The sequence below is a fragment of the Coprococcus sp. BIOML-A2 genome (assembly GCF_009875795.1).
In the GTDB taxonomy this organism is placed as follows: domain Bacteria; phylum Bacillota; class Clostridia; order Lachnospirales; family Lachnospiraceae; genus Coprococcus; species Coprococcus aceti.
Genome location: NZ_WWSI01000006.1, coordinates 92867 through 115583 on the forward strand (window position 1 = coordinate 92867; position 22717 = coordinate 115583).

33 protein-coding genes are annotated in these 22717 nt (G+C 49.0%); all 33 read left to right on the plus strand.

Going from position 1 to position 22717, the window contains the following annotated elements; translation table 11 throughout:
* Window positions 1-113 precede the first annotated feature (113 nt).
* The 33 genes from GT575_RS12760 (at window position 114) to GT575_RS12915 (ending at window position 22705) form a co-directional block, all read left to right on the plus strand.
* Window positions 114-737, plus strand: coding sequence for a hypothetical protein (locus tag GT575_RS12760; protein ID WP_161172160.1), 624 nt, complete (start codon window positions 114-116; stop codon window positions 735-737).
* The gene (locus GT575_RS14965) at window positions 706-867 is read left to right on the plus strand and encodes a hypothetical protein (RefSeq protein WP_182426837.1); all 162 of its coding nucleotides are present in this window, start codon (window positions 706-708) and stop codon (window positions 865-867) included. The genes GT575_RS12760 and GT575_RS14965 overlap by 32 nt, the downstream gene beginning before the upstream one ends.
* Complete coding sequence (locus tag GT575_RS12765; protein WP_161172161.1) at window positions 860-1564, plus strand: HD domain-containing protein; 705 nt, start codon at window positions 860-862, stop codon at window positions 1562-1564. The genes GT575_RS14965 and GT575_RS12765 overlap by 8 nt, the downstream gene beginning before the upstream one ends.
* The gene (locus GT575_RS12770; protein WP_008396701.1) at window positions 1561-1761 is read left to right on the plus strand and encodes a hypothetical protein; all 201 of its coding nucleotides are present in this window, start codon (window positions 1561-1563) and stop codon (window positions 1759-1761) included. The genes GT575_RS12765 and GT575_RS12770 overlap by 4 nt, the downstream gene beginning before the upstream one ends.
* On the plus strand, window positions 1745-1999 hold the full coding sequence (locus GT575_RS12775) for a hypothetical protein (protein ID WP_161172162.1): 255 nt from the start codon (window positions 1745-1747) through the stop codon (window positions 1997-1999). The genes GT575_RS12770 and GT575_RS12775 overlap by 17 nt, the downstream gene beginning before the upstream one ends.
* An 11-nt stretch (window positions 2000-2010) precedes the next feature.
* Window positions 2011-2496 (plus strand): VRR-NUC domain-containing protein, encoded by a 486-nt coding sequence (locus GT575_RS12780; protein WP_161172163.1) that lies wholly within the window; start codon window positions 2011-2013, stop codon window positions 2494-2496.
* Between the two features lie 16 nt (window positions 2497-2512).
* The gene (locus GT575_RS12785) at window positions 2513-2737 is read left to right on the plus strand and encodes an alanine racemase (RefSeq protein WP_161172164.1); all 225 of its coding nucleotides are present in this window, start codon (window positions 2513-2515) and stop codon (window positions 2735-2737) included.
* Window positions 2734-2883 (plus strand): hypothetical protein, encoded by a 150-nt coding sequence (locus GT575_RS12790; protein ID WP_158576213.1) that lies wholly within the window; start codon window positions 2734-2736, stop codon window positions 2881-2883. Before GT575_RS12785 ends, GT575_RS12790 begins: the two co-directional genes overlap by 4 nt.
* Window positions 2880-3311 (plus strand): ASCH domain-containing protein, encoded by a 432-nt coding sequence (locus tag GT575_RS12795; RefSeq protein ID WP_161172165.1) that lies wholly within the window; start codon window positions 2880-2882, stop codon window positions 3309-3311. The genes GT575_RS12790 and GT575_RS12795 overlap by 4 nt, the downstream gene beginning before the upstream one ends.
* Window positions 3301-3450 carry a hypothetical protein gene (locus GT575_RS12800; protein WP_161172166.1) on the plus strand — a complete coding sequence of 50 codons (150 nt, stop codon included), beginning with the start codon at window positions 3301-3303 and terminating at the stop codon, window positions 3448-3450. Before GT575_RS12795 ends, GT575_RS12800 begins: the two co-directional genes overlap by 11 nt.
* Window positions 3447-3890 (plus strand): hypothetical protein, encoded by a 444-nt coding sequence (locus GT575_RS12805; protein WP_161172167.1) that lies wholly within the window; start codon window positions 3447-3449, stop codon window positions 3888-3890. The genes GT575_RS12800 and GT575_RS12805 overlap by 4 nt, the downstream gene beginning before the upstream one ends.
* Complete coding sequence (locus tag GT575_RS12810) at window positions 3856-4179, plus strand: hypothetical protein (protein WP_161172168.1); 324 nt, start codon at window positions 3856-3858, stop codon at window positions 4177-4179. Before GT575_RS12805 ends, GT575_RS12810 begins: the two co-directional genes overlap by 35 nt.
* Complete coding sequence (locus tag GT575_RS12815; RefSeq protein ID WP_008396687.1) at window positions 4176-4400, plus strand: hypothetical protein; 225 nt, start codon at window positions 4176-4178, stop codon at window positions 4398-4400. Before GT575_RS12810 ends, GT575_RS12815 begins: the two co-directional genes overlap by 4 nt.
* Window positions 4387-4629: a hypothetical protein gene (locus GT575_RS12820; RefSeq protein WP_008396686.1), complete on the plus strand. Its 243-nt coding sequence runs from the start codon at window positions 4387-4389 to the stop codon at window positions 4627-4629. The genes GT575_RS12815 and GT575_RS12820 overlap by 14 nt, the downstream gene beginning before the upstream one ends.
* Before the next feature lie 14 nt (window positions 4630-4643).
* Window positions 4644-5156, plus strand: coding sequence for a hypothetical protein (locus GT575_RS12825; RefSeq protein WP_055180297.1), 513 nt, complete (start codon window positions 4644-4646; stop codon window positions 5154-5156).
* Between the two features lie 107 nt (window positions 5157-5263).
* Window positions 5264-5800 carry a hypothetical protein gene (locus GT575_RS12830; RefSeq protein WP_161172169.1) on the plus strand — a complete coding sequence of 179 codons (537 nt, stop codon included), beginning with the start codon at window positions 5264-5266 and terminating at the stop codon, window positions 5798-5800.
* A 745-nt stretch (window positions 5801-6545) separates the two neighbouring features.
* A complete protein-coding gene (locus GT575_RS12835) occupies window positions 6546-7910 on the plus strand; it encodes a site-specific DNA-methyltransferase (protein ID WP_008396680.1) in 1365 nt (454 codons plus the stop codon).
* 1 nt (window position 7911) lies between these two features.
* On the plus strand, window positions 7912-8469 hold the full coding sequence (locus GT575_RS12840; RefSeq protein WP_008396679.1) for a hypothetical protein: 558 nt from the start codon (window positions 7912-7914) through the stop codon (window positions 8467-8469).
* Window positions 8447-10282: a phage terminase large subunit family protein gene (locus tag GT575_RS12845; RefSeq protein ID WP_008396678.1), complete on the plus strand. Its 1836-nt coding sequence runs from the start codon at window positions 8447-8449 to the stop codon at window positions 10280-10282. The genes GT575_RS12840 and GT575_RS12845 overlap by 23 nt, the downstream gene beginning before the upstream one ends.
* A 12-nt stretch (window positions 10283-10294) precedes the next feature.
* Window positions 10295-10528: a hypothetical protein gene (locus GT575_RS12850; protein WP_055180308.1), complete on the plus strand. Its 234-nt coding sequence runs from the start codon at window positions 10295-10297 to the stop codon at window positions 10526-10528.
* Between the two features lie 3 nt (window positions 10529-10531).
* On the plus strand, window positions 10532-12115 hold the full coding sequence (locus GT575_RS12855; RefSeq protein WP_161172170.1) for a phage portal protein: 1584 nt from the start codon (window positions 10532-10534) through the stop codon (window positions 12113-12115).
* Window positions 11997-12704 carry an HK97 family phage prohead protease gene (locus GT575_RS12860; RefSeq protein ID WP_243147899.1) on the plus strand — a complete coding sequence of 236 codons (708 nt, stop codon included), beginning with the start codon at window positions 11997-11999 and terminating at the stop codon, window positions 12702-12704. The genes GT575_RS12855 and GT575_RS12860 overlap by 119 nt, the downstream gene beginning before the upstream one ends.
* Window positions 12701-14266, plus strand: a complete 1566-nt coding sequence (locus tag GT575_RS12865) for a phage major capsid protein (protein WP_161172171.1) — start codon at window positions 12701-12703, stop codon at window positions 14264-14266. Before GT575_RS12860 ends, GT575_RS12865 begins: the two co-directional genes overlap by 4 nt.
* Before the next feature lie 18 nt (window positions 14267-14284).
* Window positions 14285-14638, plus strand: coding sequence for a DUF2190 family protein (locus GT575_RS12870; protein WP_008396671.1), 354 nt, complete (start codon window positions 14285-14287; stop codon window positions 14636-14638).
* Window positions 14639-14650: 12 nt separating this feature from the next.
* The gene (locus tag GT575_RS12875) at window positions 14651-14926 is read left to right on the plus strand and encodes a hypothetical protein (RefSeq protein ID WP_055180314.1); all 276 of its coding nucleotides are present in this window, start codon (window positions 14651-14653) and stop codon (window positions 14924-14926) included.
* Window positions 14919-15254 carry a hypothetical protein gene (locus GT575_RS12880; protein WP_008396669.1) on the plus strand — a complete coding sequence of 112 codons (336 nt, stop codon included), beginning with the start codon at window positions 14919-14921 and terminating at the stop codon, window positions 15252-15254. The genes GT575_RS12875 and GT575_RS12880 overlap by 8 nt, the downstream gene beginning before the upstream one ends.
* The gene (locus tag GT575_RS12885) at window positions 15254-15838 is read left to right on the plus strand and encodes a phage tail protein (RefSeq protein ID WP_008396668.1); all 585 of its coding nucleotides are present in this window, start codon (window positions 15254-15256) and stop codon (window positions 15836-15838) included. The genes GT575_RS12880 and GT575_RS12885 overlap by 1 nt, the downstream gene beginning before the upstream one ends.
* Window positions 15839-16315 carry a hypothetical protein gene (locus GT575_RS12890; protein ID WP_008396667.1) on the plus strand — a complete coding sequence of 159 codons (477 nt, stop codon included), beginning with the start codon at window positions 15839-15841 and terminating at the stop codon, window positions 16313-16315. It begins immediately after the preceding gene.
* Window positions 16312-16608, plus strand: coding sequence for a hypothetical protein (locus tag GT575_RS12895; protein ID WP_008396665.1), 297 nt, complete (start codon window positions 16312-16314; stop codon window positions 16606-16608). The genes GT575_RS12890 and GT575_RS12895 overlap by 4 nt, the downstream gene beginning before the upstream one ends.
* Before the next feature lie 17 nt (window positions 16609-16625).
* The gene (locus GT575_RS12900) at window positions 16626-18077 is read left to right on the plus strand and encodes a phage tail sheath family protein (protein ID WP_008396664.1); all 1452 of its coding nucleotides are present in this window, start codon (window positions 16626-16628) and stop codon (window positions 18075-18077) included.
* 2 nt (window positions 18078-18079) lie between these two features.
* Entirely contained in the window at window positions 18080-18604 is a 525-nt protein-coding gene (locus GT575_RS12905; protein WP_008396663.1) for a phage major tail tube protein, read from the plus strand.
* Window positions 18605-18622: 18 nt separating this feature from the next.
* The gene (locus GT575_RS12910; protein WP_008396661.1) at window positions 18623-18982 is read left to right on the plus strand and encodes a phage tail assembly protein; all 360 of its coding nucleotides are present in this window, start codon (window positions 18623-18625) and stop codon (window positions 18980-18982) included.
* Window positions 18983-19111: 129 nt separating this feature from the next.
* Entirely contained in the window at window positions 19112-22705 is a 3594-nt protein-coding gene (locus GT575_RS12915) for a phage tail tape measure protein (RefSeq protein ID WP_161172172.1), read from the plus strand.
* Window positions 22706-22717: the final 12 nt, after the last annotated feature.

Below are 22717 nucleotides of genomic sequence, written 5' to 3' on the forward strand. Positions count from 1 at the left end.
CCCCGATAAAGCCAGTAAAATCAAGGGTTTCACACCGCACACCTAAATGAACACGTAGGTGTGCGGTAGAAAAATGGAGCATTAGGTGTTCGGAGACAGAAAGGGTGGTGCGAATGGAAGATGAAAGCATCCAAAAGGATGAAGAAAAGCTGAAATCGCTACTGGAGACACTGAAAAAGAATGACGAGAATGTGCCAGAGGAACTCCTAAAGACCAAGTACAAGAAACCGTACCGGGAACTAAAGGATAGCATCAAGGAAGTAGCGGATCAGATCTCCGGCAGGAGAATCAGACAGGACATCGTTATAAAAAACGATGATGCCGGACAAGTTCTCATAAAGCAGATACAGGAAATGCTTGAGGAAAAACGGAGAGCCGGAACAGGCAAGGAACTCGGCAGGACACTCTACAAGGAATACAGTGTCGAGAAATTTCTACAGGTGGTGGAAGAAATCAGAATAGCAGTCTGGAATCTGTGGATACCTTACTGGCAACAACACTGTTGTTTATACGCAGCACCGGAGTGCTTCGATGAGGACGGACCGCCACCGAAGATTTATAACGATCTGACAAAAGAGTTCCTTGTAGACCAGGAACAGAACATCTGGGAGAAGAAACCAGAGTGGGAAACAGAAAGCAGAATGATCATCACAGCCGGAGCGTGCCACATTCTGGCTGAGGGATTAAAGAATAAGGAGGAAGCAGATGGGATGCAAAGCAGCGATACCAACAGATGAGTACCACGGATGGGAGTGCGAAATAACAGAGGGAGCGTGTATGTTTTTACACCCAGACAGTAAAAGATGTGCCAAAGAATACGGCGAAGGACCAGATGCAGTAGAACAGGAGGAGCAAAACAATGGATAACAGACAGGCAAACATCAACAGATTTGAAGCAGAGATGACAAAGGTAACAAGAGACGGAGTGGACAAGCTGATGGCATTTATCAGAAAGAGTGATATGTACGCAGCACCTGCAAGTACCAGATTCCACCTTTCAGTGACAGGCGGACTGCTGCAGCACTCACTCAATGTACTGGATGCACTGAGGGCGAACCTCACAAAGAACGATGACGGCACATACTCATACGAGGTCGCAGGAGTTCCGGCAGCCAGAGTGACAGAGGAAAATGTGATCATCATGGCACTGCTCCATGACATCTGCAAGACCTACTTCTACACAACGGAAATCAGAAACCGCAAGGTAGGTGGGAAGTGGGAGCAGTACGAAGCATTCGCAGTGGACGACAAGATTCCATACGGTCACGGAGAAAAGTCTGTAATGATGATCGAGGAATATATGAAGCTTCAGCCAGTAGAAAGATATGCAATCAGATGGCACATGGGATACACCGAAGCCGACACCTTATCATTCAACAATGCAATCGACAGATACCCGATGATCTGGGCACTGCATTCCGCAGACACACAGGCAAGTCACTTCATGGAAAACAATGAGGGGAACAAGCTGGCATACGCAGACAACGGATCAGCGGAATACGCAGATCAGCCGACCATGCAGGAGGCAACCGCCCCAGTATTTGAGGAGGCGACACCAGTATGAGCATGATGGAACTGCTGTCCCAGATGAGAGAGCGAGCCAGAGCCAAGAAGCAGCGCAAAGGAAGCCTGCCGTGGTTTTGTATCATTCTTTCGGACAAATGCGTAGAGCCGGAAAAACCCTGTACTGAGTGCAGGGTTTACGAGGAACATAAAGAAGAAATCGAAAAGGAGATGGAGAGACATGATCATCAAGATTGAAGCAGTACCGAAACTGGTAGTGGAAGATGGAGTAGAGAAAGTCATCATGGGAGAAAACAATCAGCCAGTGTGGGATAGAGAAAGAGTACTCATCACAACCAAGAGCGGCAATTACCGTAGAATCGTCACACTCACAGACGAACTGGCGGCAGAGGTGGCAAAAGGACACCGATACTTCAATGCAGTAGAGAAAAACGGAAAACTCCACATCACAGGGAGAGTGTCCGCCAGATTTTAAGGAGGCAGACGATGACAGCAAAGAACGCAGAAGGGTATCCAGACCCAACAGCAGAGGAAGCAATCCGCCATGTAATGCGTGGAGGAAAACTGGATTATACCTCCTTCAGAACCTACGAAGAATTGCAAGACTATACCATAGAGCATAATAAGGGCATAAGCACCAGGGAAGCGGCCGACAAATTCATCCGGGAGAAGATGCCAAAGGAAAGCTACTTCCAGAAGAAAATCCTCGACTGGATAAAGGATAACGCACCAAATGCCATCGCATGGAAAGAAGCAGCCGGCCCGTACTCCAGACAGGGAATCCCAGACATTACCTGCATCATCAATGGCAGGTATTACGGATTCGAGGTCAAGCGGCCATTCATCGGGGTACTGAGTAAGATGCAGGAGCAGACGATAAAGCAGATCCGCAAGGCAGGCGGTAGGGCATGGGTAGTCACTTCGGAAAAGGAAGTAGCAGAAATCCTGCTGCCGGAACTGACACAGAAATAGCAAGGGAGCAAACAGAATGAGAGTAGCAATCGAACCGAGAAAAGCAACTGACCGTGGCGGATATTACTGTATGCCGCTGAAGGTAAATGTGCCAACAGGACGCAAGGACTGGAAGCTGACCAAGTGCCCGGAGTGCGGTGCACAGTGTTGGGAACTGCCACTGGCAGAAGTAGCCAAGGAGCAGGGAGCAAAAGGACTCTGCACCATGTGCGCTTTAAAGAAGGGAGTGAGCGGAAGATGAGAGTAAAAATAAAGCCAGTCAATGATATGGCGGTGTCTGACGAACACCTCAACATCATAATCCTCAAAAAGCCAAAGCGCAGATATAGACAGATTATCAAGGCATATTACAGAAGAATGCAGAAGAAGGAAGTGAAAGAATCGTGAAAGCAATAACAGTATGGCAACCATGGGCAACGCTATTGGCGACTGGGCAGAAACATAACGAAACACGGTCATGGAAAACAAGCTATCGTGGAGAAATCCTCATCCACGCAGCCAAAACAGATCACAGTGGAATCCTGCTACATATCCCGATGGAAGAATTGAAACACTTCCAGAAAGCGGGAGTGGTCAATAAGCTACCAACAGGAGTAATCGTTGGAAAAGCAAACCTCGTGGACTGTTTCCAAATCGATGAAGCCTATCGAAGAAAACTGCAAAGAGAGAATCCGGCAGAATTAGCATTCGGAGATTATACCATCGGCAGGTACGCATGGGTAATGGCAGATGCAATATTATTCAACAAGCCAATTTCGGCAAGGGGCAAGCAGGGATTGTGGAACTGGGAAGGAGGGATACAGGATGGACAATGAGAATAAGTGCTGCGGCACCTGTTACTGGCACAAAAAATGCTGTGGAGAGTTTCAATGTTTCAATGAGAGTGCAGAAGGCTTTGCATTAGAAACGGCATACAATGACGGCAAGGATTGTGAAGAATGGGAGGAGCGATGATGGAGCAGAAACCATTGACAATCGAGGAATTAAAGGAAATGGCAGGACAGCCAGTGTGGTGTCCGGATGAGGAAGCATACGGAATTGTGATGTGCGACAAAATCGGGCAATGGGCAGGAATTCCGTTCTTGCATGGAGTATGGTACGGGGATGGCAATGGCTGCGGTGTGGAATTTAATCATAATATCATCAAGAGAAGGCTGAGATGCTACAGAACGATCAGCGAGAAAGACATCCCGAAACCACTCATACAGAAAGCAGCATTCGGAGATATTGTGATGGTATGCCCAAACTGCGAAAACGCAGCCGTTATCAATCCATACAGAAAAATCAATCCATACAGAAAAGACAGGGAATTATATCCGCACTGTCCGTGGTGTGGGCAGAAATTAAAGGAGGCAGAGGATGAGACTGAAAAAGAAAATCAGCAGGCAGAGTAAGATATTCAAAAAGGCAATCAATGCAAAGTGGGCATTCTACTGGGCAAAGTTTATGACAGAAGCGGCGACCATCTGCAGGAAGTACACGCATGAGGTAATCGAAGGCAAGGGAACGGATTATGAGTATACACACCCATCATGTGGTGGCTGCCCATTCAATGTGGAGAAGTTCGGGGAGCATAAGATATGCGGGTGCGTATTAAGCGCACCGGACGACTGGGATGAGCCGAAGGTAATCGGTCATGTCGTCCGCACAATAATCCATGAAATGGCAGGTGGCAAGAAATGAACGAGAACGAAATCCGTGAGTACGCACTCATGAAAGCAACATTCAAGTGGCTGCTGATCGGTATGCTATGGCAAGGATTAGAACTGTGGTTCTATGGAGCAACCAGACCGAGTAACGAGGACACAATCATCGGATTTTTCCTCTGGTATTACATCGTGAGATGTGAATGCATGAAAAGAGGAGTCTGGTGGAAAAGAGGTGGAAACAATGGCAAAAGGTAAACCAAAGCGTAAGCCATTCGGGATGAATTCCAGTCTGGCGGACGCAACGCAGGTAATGAGACAACTTCCGGTGTCGGCAATGCTCTCATCCATAGAAATGCAGATAAACATCCTGCAGGAGCGTGGAGTAGAGATACGAGACTGGGAGAACAAAGACCGGGTACTCAAGCAGGTAAGGATACTCGGCGGAAAAGCATACTTCCTTGCGGAGGACAAACCCAGGGATTAGAAAGAAGGAAAACTATGACACCAGACAGCATGGCAAATGAGGTAGAAGAACAAAAACTGCTTCTCAAACAGTACCTCGGACAATATTATTATGCCAAGATGAAAAAGAAGCAGTTGGAAGCCAGACTTCGTACTTTCAGAGAAAATATGCTCGGCACAAAGGGGATGCAATACTCCCCAGTGCCACGCAGCCAAACCAACAGCGTAGGAGACGGACCGGCAACGCAGGTCATCCGTGCAATGGAGATCGAGGACAGAATCGAATCACAGAAAGCAGAGATGGCAAAGACCATGCTGAATGTGATGAAGATCATGGATTTTTTACCAACGGACTCCACGGAACGAAGCATACTGGAATACAGACACATTGACTGCTTGAGTTGGAAGCAGGTGTGCAAGGAAGCAAACATGACAAGGACCCCGTGCAACAAATACTACAACGCAGGAATTGACAAGCTGCTTACATACAAAAAAGTACAGTCAATTTTACAGGAATTCGCCTCCTCCCAAGAACCCTCAAAGCCTTGAAATTGCTTGACTTCGGAGTAGGGGGGGGGGTAGAATTGTAGTTGCAAAAAGGCTTATTTATAGCCAATTTAGCACAAACAAAATTCTACCCCAAAAGGAGGTCTCTTATGAAAGAGAAGAAGCGAAAAAAGGTCGGCATTGTACTGATCGCAATCATTGTTTTATGCATCATCGGAATAATTGCATCGCCAAGCGATGATAAAAAGGATGATGGCAATCCAAAGCAGACAGAGCAGCAGAATACTGAGGTCACGGAACAGGCTTCGGAAACTACCGAACCAAAAACAGAGGAAAAAGACGAACCCGCAGAAATTGATGGAGTAGACATCATATTCTCTGACACAGTAAGAAATGACAAGACAGGAAATTGGAGACTGGCAAAAGTTACAGGGGATAAATCAGCAGAGGAATACGCAGCGGATTATTATAAGCAATATTTCAAGGCGGATAATGAAGTCCATGCAGTCGTCAATTTCACGCTTAATACCACAGCCTGCATAACCTGCGTAGGAGATACGCTCAATGTTAGAATATACGAGCACATCAAAGACGAAGAACAGTATGCGGAGAATTTATTCACAGGCACTAAGTACGCAGAATACAATGTGGATAAAAACACAGGAGATGTGGAAAAGGTGGAATAATTCAAGGCTAATATATTGCAGAATATCAAGCCGGAAATTTTACCGGGAAAATTCCGCAAAAAGAAAAACAGAACATCGAAAATTCAAGCCGACTTTTGGAAATCCGCATTCGGAATCCAAGGGCCGGCTTTTACTGTATGTACAGAACGGATCATAAATAGCAAGCCTAAAAAAATAGGGCACGTATATAGGGAGTGTACAAGGCCCGCATATAGCACCCCATATATAGGGCAGGTATTACCCCAAGAAAATAAGGCAGGCAAGACACAGGGAGTACAGGGCACACCGTAGCACACACCCACAGGGGCAGGGAGAGCAGGGTTAGGACGCACCCGCACACCACAGACACAGCACCACGCAGCCACACCACAGGCAGGGCAGGCAAGGCACAGGGCACACCACAGGACAGGGGCACAGCACCACACAGAAGCACAGCACACAGAAGAAAGAACAAGAGAGTACACAAGAGTACATCGAGGTGTGCTATAGTAGTAGCGTGGAGCACAAGGGGACAGACCACACGGTCACACCCAACCACTCCACTTGCTCCCCTCAGAGAGGACATGGCACAAGGCATCAGAGCCTGCGCTGTGTCCTCTTTTGCGTGCAGGCGGGGCACGGCATCGCCGTAGGTACTACCCAGACCCAAAATGCAATGCGGGGCGAGGAAGGCGCGGCTTTTTTGCCGATAAAATAAAAAAATTTTTAACCATTTCGTTACGCAAAGCGGGAAGGAGGCTTGGAAATGGACCAGAAACTGAGAACTGAACGCAGGAAACTGGCTGACTTAAAGGCAGCAGAATACAATCCAAGAAAAGCACTGACCCCGGACGATGCGGAATACCAGAAAATAAGGCGGAGCATTGAAGAATTCGGATACGTTGACCCCATCATCATAAACGAGGATGGAACTATCATAGGCGGCCATCAGAGGGCAACCGTCCTCAAAGACCTCGGATACCAGGAAGTGGACGTGGTCGTGGTGGCTCTGGACAAGCAGAGAGAGAAGGCTCTGAACATCGCACTGAATAAGATTACAGGCGAATGGGATGAAGTGAAGTTGAAAGACCTCCTGCTTGACCTCGACCTCGGAGATTACGACATATCACTGACAGGCTTCGAGCAGAACGACCTCACGGAACTGGTGGACAAACTCGCTATCGAGCCGGAAGCAGTGGACGATGACTTCAATGAGGACGAAGCACTGGAGCAGGCGGAAGCCGAACCAGTAACCAAACTCGGAGATGTGTGGCTACTGGGCAGACACAGGCTCATGTGCGGAGACAGTACATCGCAGGATGACATGGCGGTTCTGATGAATGGAGAAATCGCAGACCTTGTCGTCACTGATCCGCCATACAATGTCAACTACGGAGACAAGGCAGAGATGCTCGATGAGTACCTCCCTGCCAAAGGACACCGCAACATCAATCACATCAAGAACGATAATATGGACAACCAGAGTTTCTATTCGTTCTTACTGGCAACCTATCAGAGTGCCTATGAATTTATGAGAGCCGGGGCAGCAATCTATGTATTCCACGCAGAGAGTACCGGGCACATATTCAGACAGGCATTCCTTGACGCAGGACTGAAACTCGCCCAGTGCTTAATCTGGGAAAAGAACGCATTCGTCCTCGGCAGACAGGACTACCAGTGGAGACACGAACCGTGTCTGTATGGATGGAAAGAGGGTGCGGCGCATTACTTCATCAATGACAGGACACAGGATACCGTCATTCTGGAAGATGATATAGATTTCAGTGCCATGAAGAAAAACGAACTTGTGGCATATCTGGAAGAACTCCGCAGGAAAAACAGAGATCAGACCTCTGTTATTTACGAGAACAAACCGACAAGGAATGACATACACCCGACCATGAAGCCAATCGCACTGGTCGGAAAATTCATAACCAATTCCAGTAAGTCCGGATGGAATGTACTGGATCTGTTCGGTGGAAGCGGCAGCACCCTCATGGCCGCAGAGCAACTGGGAAGGACGGCATTCATCATGGAACTGGATGAGAGATTCTGTGATGTGATCGTGAAACGGTGGGAAGATTACACCGGGCAGCAGGCAGTCCGAATCCCGGCAGAGGATGTAAAGTAGAATGGCAGAGGAACAGCAGGGCGGCTTCTACCGTGTAGAGGTCATCGCTTCTCTGTTCGGAGTAACGGTGCGAAGGGTGCAGCAGCTTACTCAAGAGGGCATCATATCAACAACCAAGACCAAAGAGGGGAATCGGTATGAATTAGCACCTACCATTCAGAGGTATGTCAAATACCTTTCAGACAAGGCATACGGAAAAAGCAAGTCCGAAAAGGAAGCCGAACTGAGGGAACAGAAACTGCAGGCAGAGATCGCCCTCAAGGAATCCCAGGGAGAAATGCATAGATTAAAGACAGAAATCGCATCGGGTAAGTACATCGACATCGAGGAAGTGAAGATGGACTATAGCCGATTTTTTGTTTCATTCAAAAAGTTTGCATTATCCCTGCCGAGCCGACTATCCGGCAGAATCAGCGGTCACTGCGACCCGATGGAGATTCGCTCGATAGAAAAGGATCTGAACGCAGAAATCATCCGGTTATTAAACAGCTTTGTGGTGGCAGGCTGCACACCGGAAGAAATGGAAAAGAAAAAGCGTGGCAAGAAATCCGTATCGTAGATACGAGGTCACAGAATACCAGAAGGAAGCCTTAAAGTTCCTACAGCCACCAGAGGACATCACGGTATCGGAGTGGGCAGACAAGTACAGGGTACTGGATGCCAAGACCTCTGCAATGCCGGGACCATGGCGGACAGAACACACCCCATACCTTAAAGGCATCATGGATGAGTTCAACAATTATGAGACAGAGGAAATCGTCTACGTGAAGCCTACGCAGGTAGGTGGAACAGAGTGCCTCCAGAACATGGTAGGTTACATCGTCCAACAGGACCCTGCGCCGACCATGATCGTATATCCGACAGATACGCTCGCAAAATCCATATCGGAGAACAGACTGCAGCCGATGTTCAAAGCGGCACCGGAACTCCGAAAGAGGTTTGATGAGAACTCGCAGTTGCAGGAATTACAGTTTGATGGAATGTATCTGACACTGGCAGGCTCGAACTCCCCATCAAGCCTTGCGAGTAAGGCAATCCGATTCCTGTTTCTCGATGAGGTGGATAAATATCCGGGGGCATCCAAAAAGGAAGCCGACCCTGTCAGTCTGGCAAGGGAACGAACCAAGACATTCCACAACAGGAAGATATTCATCACAAGCACACCGACACTGAAAACAGGGCATATCTGGAAAGCCAAGGAAGATGCAGACATAGAGAAGCACTACTTCGTTCCATGTCCGCACTGCGGGGAATACATCGAACTCAAGTGGAAGCAGATACACTTCCCCAAAGAGGAAGGGATGAGTTACGCAGACCGTGCAGAATTCGCAACTTATGTATGCCAGGAGTGCGGATGCGTAATCACAGACCAGGACAAGCCGGAGATGCTCCGCAAGGGAGAGTGGCGGACGGTCAAGGAAAACACCAAGTTCGTCCGCAAGGTAGCATTCTGGATGAACACTTTGTACTCTCCATTTGTTCGCTTTTCGGAGATTGTAAAAGAATTTCTGGACAGTAAGGACGACCCGGAGAAGCTGCAGAACTTCGTCAACTCATGGCTTGCAGAGCCGTGGGAGGATACCAAGCTAAAGACCAACGCAGACCTCGTCATGGAAAGACAGACCGAGTACGAGGAACTGGTAGTGCCGGAGTGGGCGAAACTGCTCACGGCAGGAGTCGATGTACAGGAGAACTGCCTGTACTGGAGCATCAGAGCGTGGGGCAACTACCTCACAAGCCAGAACATAGCACATGGACAGGCTTTCTCATTCCAGGAAGTAGAGAGAATCATGAACCTCGAATACCAGATGCCGGACAGCACACCACTGGTCGTAGCACTGGCACTGATCGACTCCGGTAATGACGCAGATACGGTGTACGATTTCTGCGCCAACAATTCAGAATGGGCACTGCCAAGCAAGGGTTCATCAAACCCGATGCTGTCGCACTACAAACTGTCCAAGGTAAATAAGAGCGACAGCAAGGCATACGGCATGAATCTGGTATTGGTAGACACCGGAAAATATAAGGACATGATCGCCGGACGAATGCAGAAAAAGAACGGCAGCGGATCATGGATGGTTTACCAGGGATGTGACAGAGAGTACGCAGAGCAGGTAACTGCGGAACATAAAGTGAATGTCAAAATGGGAAACGGCAAGGTCAAACAGGAATGGCAGCAGAAAACCTCCCACGCAGACAACCACTACTTGGACTGCGAGGTATACGCAACAGCAGCGGCAGACATCCTCGGAGTACGAACCCTGCATCTGAATGAGATACAGGAAAATGAGCAACCAAAGAAACAGGAAACAACCCAGTACACCCCGGAAGAACACTGGATCAGTCAGAACGAAGGGTCATGGGTATAAAGGAGGCAGAGCATGGCAGCAGTAGAATCCAATTACAATGCTTCGGAAATGCTGACCGAAGTAAATAATGCCATTTACGCAGTGCTCGTAGGCGGCCAGTCTTACAAGATTGGTACGAGACAGCTCACCCGTGCCGACCTTAGTCTGCTCTACAAGTTAAGGAACGACCTCACAGCGCAGATTGCAGCAGAGGGTTCAACCAGTTTACTGGATGATACCTATGTCGCAGTATTTGATGGGAGGTAGAACATGAACTGGTTAGATGGAATTATAGGTTTTATATCCCCGGAGTGGGGAGCACGCAGGGAAGCATGGCGGCAGAGTCTGACTGAGATGAGGAACTACGATGCAGGCAACTATGACAGGGGCAATGCAAACTGGAGGGTACTCAACCAGTCGGCAGAATTTACGGACCGGTACAGCCGTGACAATGTCAGAGCCAGAGCCAGAGACTTGGAGCGAAACTCCGACATGATGAATTCAGTCATCGGGGCATACAAGCGAAATGTCATTGGCGGCGGTTACGCACTGCAGGCAAAGACAGGCAGCGACAAGACCAACGAGATTATCCAGACCGCCTGGAAGAAATGGTGCAAGAAACAGAACTGCGATGTGACCGGAACGCAGTCCTTCACGCAGATGATGAGAATGTGCGTGAAGCGAAAGAAGGTTGATGGCGGAATCCTTATCATAAAGAGATACACCAAGGACGGATACCTCCCATTCAAGCTTCAGACATTCGAGGTGGACGAACTGGACAACTCGCAGATGCTCCCGAAGAAAAAGGGGAACAAGGTAGTCGGTGGTATTGAAATGAATGAGTATAACAAGCCGATGGGGTACTGGATCAGACAGTATTCCGTGGACGGAATGGCACTCTCAAATCCCGTATATGTGGATGCGAAAGATGTCATTTTTTTATACACAAAACACCGCCCATCGCAGGTGCGTGAGATGTCCGATATGAGTCCGACAATCACAAGAATCCGAGACGCTAACGAATTCATGATAGCCGTATCGGTCAAAGAGCGAATAGCGGCCTGTCTTTCAGTATTCATCAAAAAGCAGTTACCGACAACCGGAATCGGTCGTCAGAACGGCAGCGTACCGGGACCGCACCAGGACTACCAGGGCAAATCCATCGCACCCGGCATGATAAAGGAACTGAATGCCGGAGATGAGATACAGGTCGTAAACCCGACCGGACAGGCAACGGATGCGGCGAGTTACATCAAGCTGCAGCAGAGACTTGTCGGAGCAGGACAGGGCATCAGTTACGAAGCCACAAGCCGTGATATGTCAGAGAGCAATTACTCCTCAACCAGACAGGGCATCATCGAAGATGACATGACCTACGCAGAGGAAAAAGAGATGCTGATGGAAGTCATGGACGAAATATATGAAACTTTTATTATTTCGCTGTGGCTCGCAGGGGAACTGGACGCAAAGGACTTCTGGGATAACAAGGATAAATACTTCGAGCACGCATGGATCACAGCACCGAAGAAATGGATTGACCCTCAGAAGGAAGCAAACGCAAACAAGATTGCTCTGAACACAGGACAAAAGACCTTCAAGCAGATTGCCGCAGAACAGGGTCGTGACTGGAAAGAGCAGATAGATGAAATGGCAGAGGTACTCGAATACGCAAAGGATAAGGGTATCGATTTAGGAGGTGTGATTTTTGACCAGACAGCAGCAGAACTCTACGAGGATGAGGAAACACCTGCCGACAATCCTCAGCAGACAGACGGAAACCAAACCGGAGAAGAAACAGGGCAGGAATCAGAAGAAGGCGATGGAGCAGAGGAAGAAGGAAAAACAGACGACTAGGGAACTGACAGTTAATTCTATCAGAGCCATGGAAGGAGAGGGGAATGAGCGAAAGTTCATTCTTTCCTTTTCCTCTGAAGAACCATACGAGAGATGGTGGGGAACAGAAATCCTCGACCACTCAGATGGAGCAGTAGACCTTACACGATTAAATGAAATTGGTGTGCTGCTCTTTAACCACGACCGCAACCGTGTCATTGGAAAAGTAAACCGGGCATGGATTGAGGACTTGCGTGGAATGGCAGAGGTTGAATTCGACAGCGATGAAGATGCAGACCTCATCTATCAGAAAGTCAAAAGCGGAACGCTGAAAACAACGTCCGTAGGCTATCAGATAGACTCATGGGAGGAAGTAATGCCAAACAAACAGTCAGCAGATGGCAGGTTCACAGGACCGGCAGACATCGCAAGAAAGTGGACACCTTACGAAATTAGTATCGTGAGCGTGCCTGCGGACCCAACGGTCGGTGTAGGCAGGGAACTGGAGGAAGAAACCGAGCAGGGAACGCAGAGCCGCTCTACAGACTGGTTCGAAAGGCAACTTCAAATAAATAAAAATATCATCAACCAAGGAGGTAACAGACGATGAACAAAAAGCAGCAGAGACAGCAGAAAATGCTCCGTCAGCAGGAAATCGTAAATGCCGCCAAAGAAGCAGGCAGAGATCTTACTGCGGAGGAGCAGACAGAGTTCGACTCCCTTCAGAGAGAAATCGAGAGACTGAACGGAGAGATTGAAGCAGAGGAACAGCAGCAGAGAGGTATGAATCCGCCTGCAAACGCACCTCCGCAGAATCCGGCAAACCCGGAAGCAGACACCCAGAGAGCAATCCAGGAAGAAAGAGCCAGAATCCGCTCCATCACAGAACTCTGCGGAGAGTTCGGAATGGAAGCCAGAAGCTATATCGAGAGCGGTGCGACACTGGACTCCGTAAGAGAAGCAGCACTGGAGCACGTAAGACAGCACGGTGCACCGATTCCGGCAAACGGTAGAGTGAGTATCACAGAAAGTGCCGAGGACAAGTTCAGAGCGGCAGCAGCAGACGCTATCGTGATGAGAAGCGGGATGGAACTCCAGAAACCGGCAGACGGTGCAAGACAGATGATGGGAATGACGCTCCGTGACTTAGCCATTGAGTGTCTGACCAATGAAGGACAGTCCGGACTCAACAGAAGATCCTCTGATGAACTCTACGGTATGTTACAGAGACAGTTCTACAATCCGACAGCAGCGTTCCCTGCTATCCTCGACAATGCCATCAACAAGGCATATGTGGAAGGACACAAGACTGTAGCCGTAACATTCGACCAGTGGACAAAGAAGGGAACTCTTAAGGACTTCAAGACCCACGACAACAACTACTTAGCAGGACCGGTAGGCGAGTTCCTCGAAGTGCCGGAGGGTGGAGAGTTAAAGCATGATGTGTTCGGAGATGAGAAACTCCCGACCAGAAAGCTGAAAACATACGGCCGCCAGTTCACGCTTACAAGACAGGCATTCATCAACGATGATATCGATCTTGTAACCAGAATTCCTGCCAAGTACGCAGCGAGCGCAAGAAAGACCCAGAATAAGCAGTGTTACCAGATCCTCGTAAACAACCCGGCGATTTATGACGGTACTGCATTATTCAGCAGCGCACACTCCAACTTACTGGCAAAGGGTACAGGAATCACGAAGGAAGCCGTGCAGGGAATGATCCTCGCACTCCAGAACCAGACAGACCAGTTCGGAGAAGCAACTATCATCAGACCTGCAATCATTATCGTGCCGAGCGGATATATGTTCGATATGTACACGCTGTTCTACAGCCCGACAATCAGCACATCCGGCAACACACAGGCAGTGAACCCGCTCTACAGATACAAGGACAGCATCACGGTAGTGGAAGATCCTACAATCAACGCACTCTGCGGTGGTTTTGGAAATGTAATGCCTTGGTGGTTACTTGGAGCAAAGGACGACACAGACTTCATCGAGGTTGACTATCTGAACGGACAGGAGATCCCGACAATCAGAAGAATGGAGACTCCGGGCACATTGGGATTCGTATGGGATATCTACCTCGACTGGGGTATCAGCGTCATGGATTACCGTGGAGCAATCAAGAACCCTGGTATCGAAGTAAAGAACCCGATTGAGTTAGCATAACAGAAGGAGGATGCAGCCATGAGCAAAGCAAGTTACTGGCAGAGAGGGGAAACCCTCGATTATAAAAATACTGGATCATCCACCATCGAAGCCAATACAGTCGTAGAACTTACTGGCAGAGTGGGTATCGCAGGAACTGACATCGCACCCGGAGCAGAAGGCGACCTTCATGTGTGCGGTGTTTTTGAGTTCGATAAGACTGGAACGAACGAGATCGCATTCGGACAGCCTGTTTATTTCGACAAGACAGGCATCACAGACGCAGCGAACAACGGAGAGACTAGCGGAAGCAAGGTCGCATACACACCTGCAGGTTTCGCAGCCAAGGCAGCGGCCGCAGGAGACGCAAAGGTACTTGTAAAAATTGGATAAGGAGGTGCAGCCATGGAACTGGTAGCAACATACCCTATCCTTTACAGATCACACCAGTATGAAGTCGGAGACAGCCTCCCGGCAGACGATGAATCAATGGTGCAGGCATGGCTTGACGCAGGAACAGCCGTGTGGAGCGAAGGCAAGCAGGAGAAAGCGAAAGCGACTCCTGCCACCGCCACAGCAGGACTGGCAGGGGAATCCAAGAACGGAGAAACCCCGGAGAATGTAGTCGGCAGAGTGCCAAAGACACCGACCCGAAGTAAAGGGGCGAAAAAGAATGGTTAGAAAATCATTCAAAGAAGTCATGAAGGACGATGTGAATAACACCTTCATGAATGTGGATGAATTCGCAGATATGCACACCGTGGACGGAAAAGAAATCCCGGTTCTCGTAGATGACAATGAAATCATCGAAAGAGAAAAGAAGATGAAATCCAACATGGACGGTGTGTATGTGAAGCAGAAACTAATCTATGTCAAGGCGGATGACTTCGGATCACTGCCTGCCATCGGTCGGCAGATTGTCTTTGATGGAAAGAGGTACATGGTAACCGATTCCACAGACGAGGGCGGAGTATACACAATAACCATGGAGGCTAACAGGACGAAGTAATGGGATTGCAGAGCGGAATGATAGAGTTTGAAGTCGACCAGACTCAACTCCAGAGGATAGAACTGAAACTGAAGGACATGAAAGCGAAAGCACCGCAGGCATTGAAGAATGCCGTGAATGCTACCGCCAGAGATGCCAAAAAGGATCTGGCTGACAAAGCCAAGGAAACCTATGCGGTAAAGAGTCCAAGGTTTAAGAAAGCTATCGCCCAGAAGAACGCAACGGCATCCAATCCGACAGCCACTCTGAAAATTACAGGGGCAGTGAATGAGTTGGCGGACTTCAAGTACAAAGACAATACTTCAACAGATGCGGCCAGAGGTAAGGTACTGAAAGCAAGTGGACTGAAAAGTCTGCAAAAGGGTAACCTCAAGGCTTTTATTACCAAATTCGGAAGTGGTCATGTTTCTGTAGTTCAGAGAAAAGGAACATCAAGGCTGCCACTTAAGAAATTACTCAGTCCGTCCATTCCTACCATGGTAGGAAACGAAGCCAAGGTATATGGCATCGTAAAGCCTAACATAGAAAAGAACCTGCAGAAGAACATCCAGAAGCAGATCGACAAAATACTGGGAGGCAAGTAAATGACGGCGCAGATTTTACAGGAAGAACTTGTAAAGGAAATAGGGGTTATTTTTAGGGATGACCTCTTCAAGGATTCCGCAGGGGAGTACATCAAGATGAATGTCTATGAGCAGAACCTCCCCATCAGACAGGACGAAGATGCACCGGACCCGATTCCGTATGTGATCGTCCGAGTGGAAACAGGGCAAGCCAAGGGCGGTGTAGAACCGCAGGAAGTGTTCGTCACACTGCTGATCGGATATTTTGACGATGACGCAGGAAACAACGGACACAAGGGTGTCCTTGGAATCATCCAGAAGATACAGGAACGGTTCATGAAAGAACCAATGCTCGCAAAGCAATTCTATTTTATGAATGATGAGCAGCACCCATTCGACTGGGCACTGCAGGACGAAGAATCATTCCCTTACTTCTTCGGAGCAGCGAGCATGACATTTGCAACAGCAGCAATAAGGAAGGAGGATAGATTCGCATGAGCGAAGCAAAGACAAAAGCAGTGCAGGCGGAAGCCAAGCAGGAAGCAAAGACGGTAGCCAAGACACAGGAAACGATGGTGTATGCCGGCCCAACAATTCTGGGAGTGGCAACACACAATCAGTTCTTCAACAACGGACTGCCGGACGGATTGAAAACCGCAATGGAGAAAGAACCTGCGATTTACAATCTGGTCGTGCCGATCAGCAATCTGGCGGCCGTGAACGCAGACATCGCATCACAGAGCGGTGCCGCTTATGTATTTTATAAAAAAGCAGCCGAGTATAAGGCTTAAGGAAGGAGAGAAAAGCAATGGCTTACAATCATGGAGTAAGGGTAAAAGAGCAGGCAACGAGCCTGGTCGCACCCGTTACAGGAACAGCCGGACTGCAGGTAATCATCGGAACAGCACCTGTGAACCTCGCAGCCGACCCGTACAAGGCAACCAATGTACCGATGATCGCCTACAGTTTCAGTGAAGCCGTGGAGCAGGTTGGATACAGTGACGATTTCAAGAATTACACGCTCTGCCAGAGCATGGACGCTTGCTTCCGTGTTCTCAATGTCGCACCGATTATCTTAATCAATGTGCTCGACCCGAAGAAACACAAGAAAGCAAACGAGGAACAGACCGTGAATGTGGAGAAAATGCAGGCAACAGTAAAGGTGGCAGGCATCCTCGCAGATACCGTAGAGGTAAAGGCAAACGAAGCCACACTCACAGCCGGAACGGACTACATCACGACATTCGATGATGACGGATACCTTGTGATCACATTAACCGCAGGAGGCAAGGGTGCATCAGCCAAGACCCTCACAGTCAATAGCACAAGCATCGACCCGACTGCCGTAACAGAGAGCGACATCATCGGTGGATACAATGCAAGCACCGGAGCAGAGACTGGTATGGAGTTAATCCGCCACATCTATCCGAAATTCAGCATGACACCGGGTCTGCTCTTAGCACCAGGATGGACGCAGAAGCCGAATGTAGGTATCGCCCTTGCAGCAAAGTGCGAGGAAATCAACGGAGTATTCACTTGCGAATGCATCCTCGATATCGACACCGCAGAAGCAACCAAGTACACAGACTGCAATGACTGGAAGAATAAGAACGGATACACCAACAAGCACGCAGCACTTCTCTGGCCGCAGGTAAAGGTCGGAACGAAGCAGTATGCATATTCCGCTATCTTCGGAGCATTGACAGCGTACACAGACGCAAGCAACGATGATGTGCCGAACCTCTCCCCTTCCAATAAGCTGATCGGAATTACTGGTCTCTGTCTGGAAGATGGAACAGAGGTAACACTGGATCAGCCGCAGGCGAACCTCTTAAACGGACAGGGAATCATTACCGCAATCAATGATTCCGGATGGAAGTCATGGGGCAACAACACAGCGTGCTATCCGGCGAATACAGACCCGAAAGACAGATGGTTCTGCTGCCGTAGATTTTTCTCATGGTGGGGCAACAGCTTCATTCTGACCTACAAGCAGAAGGTCGATGAACCGGGCAACTACCGTCTCATCGAGTCCATCGTAGACAGCGAGAACATCAGAGGAAACTCCTATGTATCACAGGGCAAGTGTGCAGGGGCGAGAATTGAATTCAGCGAGGACGAAAACCCGGTAACGGACATCCTCAACGGCAAGATCCAGTTCCACCAGTACCTCGCACCGTATGTACCTGCAGAGGATATCCTCAACATTTTGGAATTTGACCCGGATATGTTATCCGCAGCATTAAACGGAGGTGAATAAGAATGGGCGCATTAGGTATTCCCGGAGTTATTAATAACTTCAACCTTTACAACAACGGAACAGCACTCGTGGGTCTGACAGGGGAAATCTCCCTGCCGGACTTCGAGGGAATGACCGAGACACTGAGCGGTCCCGGTATCCTTGGAGAAATCGAGGAAGTAATCATCGGACAGTTCGGAAGCATGGAACTGGAGATTCCGTTCCGCATCCTCGATGAGGACGCATTCAAACTCATGTCCCCGGCAACTTCGCTGAATCTGACACTCAGAGCCAGTGAGCAGTTCACAGTCAAGAGCACAGGCGGTATTGACTATAAGGGAATGAGAGTAGTTGTACGTGGACGACAGAAGAAACTCACAGGCGGCACCGTGAAGCAGGGCGGAGCGATGGACGCAGCAGTGACAGTGGAGATCACATATATCATGATTGAGTTGGACGGAAAGCAGAGAATCGAACTTGACAAGATCAACAACGTTTACAAGGTCAATGGTGTGGATTTACTGGCAAAAATCAGAAAGCAGTGTTAATCAAGGAGGACGAGCAAGATGGAAAAAGAGACAAAGAAAACAGAGGTAGCAGTAGAGGTATTGGACAAAGACGGAGAAGTGATCGAGAACGAGTATACGGTAGTTTTTAATAAGCCGTACACATTCGAGGGCGAAACCTATGATAAAATCGATCTGAGCGGACTGGACAATCTGACAGCAGCGGACATGATCGCAGCAAATAAGATTCTGGACAGAACCGGATCATTCACATTCCTCCCGGAAATGTCCTTGGAGTATGCGTGCATCATCGCTGCCAAGGCAACCAAACTTCCGGTGGAATTTTTCAAGGGATTACACCCGAAGGAAGCAGTCAAGGTCAAGAACCGTGTGACAGCTTTTTTCTACGGAGCGGAATAAGTCCAACTGACGGTGCAAACCTCCGGAAACTCGCAATACAGTTATCAATGACATTACGGACCGGGATAGATTTCTTTCTATCTCTGTCCGTTTTTGAATTGCGGGAAATAGCCGAGGAGGTGGCAGACATTGGCAAGCAGCAGCAAAGAGCAGGAACTCGCCATTAAAATCGCAGGCAAGGTCGAAAACTCTTTCAAGCAAAGTCTCGGAGTAACCGAGGACGGATTAAACAAAATAGCGAGCGTTGCTAAGAAAGCCGCAGCAGTGGCAGCCGCAGCATTCGCAGCCGTTAAGGTCGGAGACTTCATATCCGGTGCGGTTGATGAGTATGCGGAATTTGAACAGGCAATGGCAAACACCTCTGCTATCGCAGGGGCATCTGCGGACGATTATGCGAAACTGTCTGCTGCGGCCAGAGAAGCAGGTAAAGCGACAACCTTCACGGCTTCGGAGGCGGCCGATGCCTTGGGATATATGGCACTGGCGGGATGGAATGTGGAAGAAAGTACCGCAGCCTTAACACCAGTGCTTAAACTCGCAGAAGCAACGCAGGCAGACCTTGCTACCACCAGTGACCAGGTAACAGATTCTATGAGTGCCATGGGAGTTGGAATAGATGACTTACAGGGATACCTCGATGTTATCGTAACAACCAACAACAAGGCGAATACCACGGCGGCAGACCTTATGGATGCATTCATCGGATGCGGTGGTGCAGCCAGAGCCGCAGGTATGAACTACAAGGAAACCTCCACAGCACTCGGAATCTTGGCGAACAACGGTATCAAGGGCAGTGAAGCAGGTACAGCGTTGAACTCAATGCTTGTACGAATCAGCACCAAGGATGTAGCACAAAAGGCATTCAAGGATTTAGGTGTCGCAGTTTACGACAGTTCCGGGGAAATGAGGAACATGAGGGATATCCTCGTGGACCTAAACGGTGCAATGGCAGGAATGACGCAGGAGCAGAAAAACTCCTATATGTCAGCAATTGCCGGAACGAACTACTACTCACAGTTTGGTTACTTACTGGACGGAGTAAAAGAGGGAGTAAACGGCTCTGCATCAGCATGGGATGAACTCGCCGGAGCAATCGACAATTCGACTGGCGCACTGGATGCAATGGATGCAACAGCGACCGGAACATTACAAGGCGCACTGGCACGATTCCAGTCGGCAATCAGCGACCTAAAGATAAGCATGGTAGAGGACTTCGGACCGTATGCGATGCAGATCATAGATGCGGTGGCATTGAAAATCCCGGATATTACGGCAGGGTTCAGCGAACTCATTCAGAAACTACCAATCCAAGAATTCATGAACGGAGTCGGTCAGATGGCAGGCGGTGTTCTGGATTTTGTCGGAAAGATAGTGGACGGTCAGAGTTTCTCCGAAGCATTCTCGTCAACACTGTCGGAAGATTTCGGTGTAGAACTGCCCGGAAGCGTACAGACATTCCTTGGAGTGATCCAAAACCTGTGGGATGATTTCCAGTCATTCATTGGATGGATAGGAAGCACCGCCGAAGCAACACTGGGCGGATTAAAAGATACAATCGCAGAGCATGAGCCACAGCTACAGGCAATCATGGATTTGTTATCAGATGTGCAGCAGAAATTCTCGGAAGCCTTCGGGGGCGCAAGTGATGATGCAAGCAGTCTGGTAAGCGGAGGACTTCCGGCACTGGTCGGGGCACTCTTGGATGTACTGGGCGCAGCGGCAAATGTACTCGACAAATTCGTGGAATGGAAAGGTTTTATACCTACCGTGACCACACTGGCGACAGCCATCGCAGGATTTAAACTTGCGAAAACAGCGATAGAGATCGCAAAGGTTACCAAGGCAATGACACTGCTTCGGGTAGCCAAGATAAAGGATAAAGCGGAAACATTGTATCTGAACGCACTATATGCCAAGGACGCAATCGTGAAAGCAGCATCCACAGCAGCAACATGGGCACAAACAGCAGCCACAACCGCATGGAACGTGGTCTGCACGGCGGCGACAGCGGTAACGACCGCACTGGGTGCAGCGTTTACATTCTTAACCAGTCCGATTGGCTTAGTAATTCTGGCAATCGGAGCAGTAATCGCTATCGGTGTATTACTGTATAAAAACTGGGATACGGTAAAGGAAAAGGCAGGGCAACTCGGAGAGTGGATCTCCGCAAAGTTCTCCGCATTGAAAGATGCGGTCTGCAATGCGGTGGACGGTTTCAAAGATAAATTCCCGGTAGCCTTCGAGTTTATCAAGGGTGTATTTGATGGATGGTGGACAACCGTCAAGGGAGTAATTGACGGAGTGAAACAGGTATTCCAGGGAATCATTGACTTCGTAGCCGGGGTATTTACCGGAGACTGGAGCAGGGCACTGGATGGACTGAAAAACATCTTCCTCGGAGCATTTAATGCGCTGAAATCGTTGGCACTCGCTCCTTTGAACGCACTGAAGGGTGTAGTAACCGGAGCATTTAATGCCATAGACACAGCCACAGGCGGAAAGCTGACGGCAATTAAAGAAAAAGCGTCCGAATGTTGGAACAATGTGAAGCAGACGGCAGGTACAGTATTACAGGCAGCCAAGGACACTGTAAGCGAAAAGCTGAACAACATGAAAACCGCATACGAGCAACACGGTGGCGGAATCAAGGGTGTAGCAGCCGCAGCGGTCGAGGGTGTCAAAGGATATTACACAGCCGGATACACATTCATAGACAATCTGACAGGCGGAAAGTTATCAGCCATCAAGGATAAGTTCACATCCAAGATGGGCGAGGTAAAGGCGAGCGTTTCGGAAGCATTCAACAATGTCAAAGACACAGCCGGAAACCTCATGGAAACAGCCAGAGCAAATGTAGGGGCAAAACTCGATGCCATGAAATCTGCGTATGACAGCGCAGGTGGAGGCATTAAGGGAGTGGTCGCAGGAGCAATGGCAGGAGTACAAAGCACCTTCTCCAGTGTGATGAGCACCGTGGATACATTGACGGGAGGAAAATTATCCTCCATTACAAGTGCATTCACAAACAAACTGAACGCAGCCCAAACAGCCGTCACGAATGTCCTTGGGAATATCAAGCAGGCATTCAGTGACAAACTGGAAGCAGCGAAAAGCGTGGTAACCGGAGCACTGGACAAAATCAAGGGAGCATTTAACTTCAAGTGGTCACTGCCGCACCTCAACCTCCCACACATCAGTGTAAGTGGAGGACAAGCACCATACGGTATCGCAGGAAAAGGCTCACTGCCTAAGTTCTCAATCGAATGGTACAAAAATGGTTGTATTATGACGCAGCCTACCGCATTCGGAATCAATCCGGAAAGCGGAAACTTAATGGCAGGCGGAGAAGCAGGACCAGAAGCAATCGTGCCTCTTTCCCAGTTATGGGAGAAAATGACGACCATCCTAAAAGGCATTCTCGCAGAGAGCCAGAACGGTGGCGCAGGCAACGCACTGTCGGCACTGGTGGATAAGGTCGGGGCAGCAATGCAGGGAAGCACGCAGACACCAATATCCGGTCTGCTCGACAGACTGAGTGGCGGTGGAAACGAACCGCAACCTGCGACAGCAAACGGAGCACCAATAAACTACGCACCAGTATATAACTTCAACGGCGCAGCACCTACGAAGGATGATCTGGTGGAAGCAGAGCGTATGTCACAAGCAGAATTCAATGAAATGATGGAGCAGTGGCAGCGTGACAACGACAGAAAGAGGTTCTAAGGAGGCGAGAGA

Coding starts and splice junctions, on each gene's coding strand:
- GT575_RS12810 (WP_161172168.1), top strand. CDS start 3,856: ATGAGACTGAAAAAGAAAATCAGCAGGCAGAGTAAGATATTCAAAAAG.
- GT575_RS12860 (WP_243147899.1), top strand. CDS start 11,997: ATGAGGAAACACCTGCCGACAATCCTCAGCAGACAGACGGAAACCAAA.
- GT575_RS12900 (WP_008396664.1), top strand. CDS start 16,626: ATGGCTTACAATCATGGAGTAAGGGTAAAAGAGCAGGCAACGAGCCTG.
- GT575_RS12870 (WP_008396671.1), top strand. CDS start 14,285: ATGAGCAAAGCAAGTTACTGGCAGAGAGGGGAAACCCTCGATTATAAA.
- GT575_RS12905 (WP_008396663.1), top strand. CDS start 18,080: ATGGGCGCATTAGGTATTCCCGGAGTTATTAATAACTTCAACCTTTAC.
- GT575_RS12820 (WP_008396686.1), top strand. CDS start 4,387: ATGGCAAAAGGTAAACCAAAGCGTAAGCCATTCGGGATGAATTCCAGT.
- GT575_RS12775 (WP_161172162.1), top strand. CDS start 1,745: ATGATCATCAAGATTGAAGCAGTACCGAAACTGGTAGTGGAAGATGGA.
- GT575_RS12885 (WP_008396668.1), top strand. CDS start 15,254: ATGGGATTGCAGAGCGGAATGATAGAGTTTGAAGTCGACCAGACTCAA.
- GT575_RS12785 (WP_161172164.1), top strand. CDS start 2,513: ATGAGAGTAGCAATCGAACCGAGAAAAGCAACTGACCGTGGCGGATAT.
- GT575_RS12790 (WP_158576213.1), top strand. CDS start 2,734: ATGAGAGTAAAAATAAAGCCAGTCAATGATATGGCGGTGTCTGACGAA.
- GT575_RS12835 (WP_008396680.1), top strand. CDS start 6,546: ATGGACCAGAAACTGAGAACTGAACGCAGGAAACTGGCTGACTTAAAG.
- GT575_RS12895 (WP_008396665.1), top strand. CDS start 16,312: ATGAGCGAAGCAAAGACAAAAGCAGTGCAGGCGGAAGCCAAGCAGGAA.
- GT575_RS12815 (WP_008396687.1), top strand. CDS start 4,176: ATGAACGAGAACGAAATCCGTGAGTACGCACTCATGAAAGCAACATTC.
- GT575_RS14965 (WP_182426837.1), top strand. CDS start 706: ATGGGATGCAAAGCAGCGATACCAACAGATGAGTACCACGGATGGGAG.
- GT575_RS12865 (WP_161172171.1), top strand. CDS start 12,701: ATGAACAAAAAGCAGCAGAGACAGCAGAAAATGCTCCGTCAGCAGGAA.
- GT575_RS12760 (WP_161172160.1), top strand. CDS start 114: ATGGAAGATGAAAGCATCCAAAAGGATGAAGAAAAGCTGAAATCGCTA.
- GT575_RS12880 (WP_008396669.1), top strand. CDS start 14,919: ATGGTTAGAAAATCATTCAAAGAAGTCATGAAGGACGATGTGAATAAC.
- GT575_RS12805 (WP_161172167.1), top strand. CDS start 3,447: ATGATGGAGCAGAAACCATTGACAATCGAGGAATTAAAGGAAATGGCA.
- GT575_RS12800 (WP_161172166.1), top strand. CDS start 3,301: ATGGACAATGAGAATAAGTGCTGCGGCACCTGTTACTGGCACAAAAAA.
- GT575_RS12825 (WP_055180297.1), top strand. CDS start 4,644: ATGACACCAGACAGCATGGCAAATGAGGTAGAAGAACAAAAACTGCTT.
- GT575_RS12770 (WP_008396701.1), top strand. CDS start 1,561: ATGAGCATGATGGAACTGCTGTCCCAGATGAGAGAGCGAGCCAGAGCC.
- GT575_RS12840 (WP_008396679.1), top strand. CDS start 7,912: ATGGCAGAGGAACAGCAGGGCGGCTTCTACCGTGTAGAGGTCATCGCT.
- GT575_RS12830 (WP_161172169.1), top strand. CDS start 5,264: ATGAAAGAGAAGAAGCGAAAAAAGGTCGGCATTGTACTGATCGCAATC.
- GT575_RS12910 (WP_008396661.1), top strand. CDS start 18,623: ATGGAAAAAGAGACAAAGAAAACAGAGGTAGCAGTAGAGGTATTGGAC.
- GT575_RS12875 (WP_055180314.1), top strand. CDS start 14,651: ATGGAACTGGTAGCAACATACCCTATCCTTTACAGATCACACCAGTAT.
- GT575_RS12850 (WP_055180308.1), top strand. CDS start 10,295: ATGGCAGCAGTAGAATCCAATTACAATGCTTCGGAAATGCTGACCGAA.
- GT575_RS12890 (WP_008396667.1), top strand. CDS start 15,839: ATGACGGCGCAGATTTTACAGGAAGAACTTGTAAAGGAAATAGGGGTT.
- GT575_RS12780 (WP_161172163.1), top strand. CDS start 2,011: ATGACAGCAAAGAACGCAGAAGGGTATCCAGACCCAACAGCAGAGGAA.
- GT575_RS12855 (WP_161172170.1), top strand. CDS start 10,532: ATGAACTGGTTAGATGGAATTATAGGTTTTATATCCCCGGAGTGGGGA.
- GT575_RS12765 (WP_161172161.1), top strand. CDS start 860: ATGGATAACAGACAGGCAAACATCAACAGATTTGAAGCAGAGATGACA.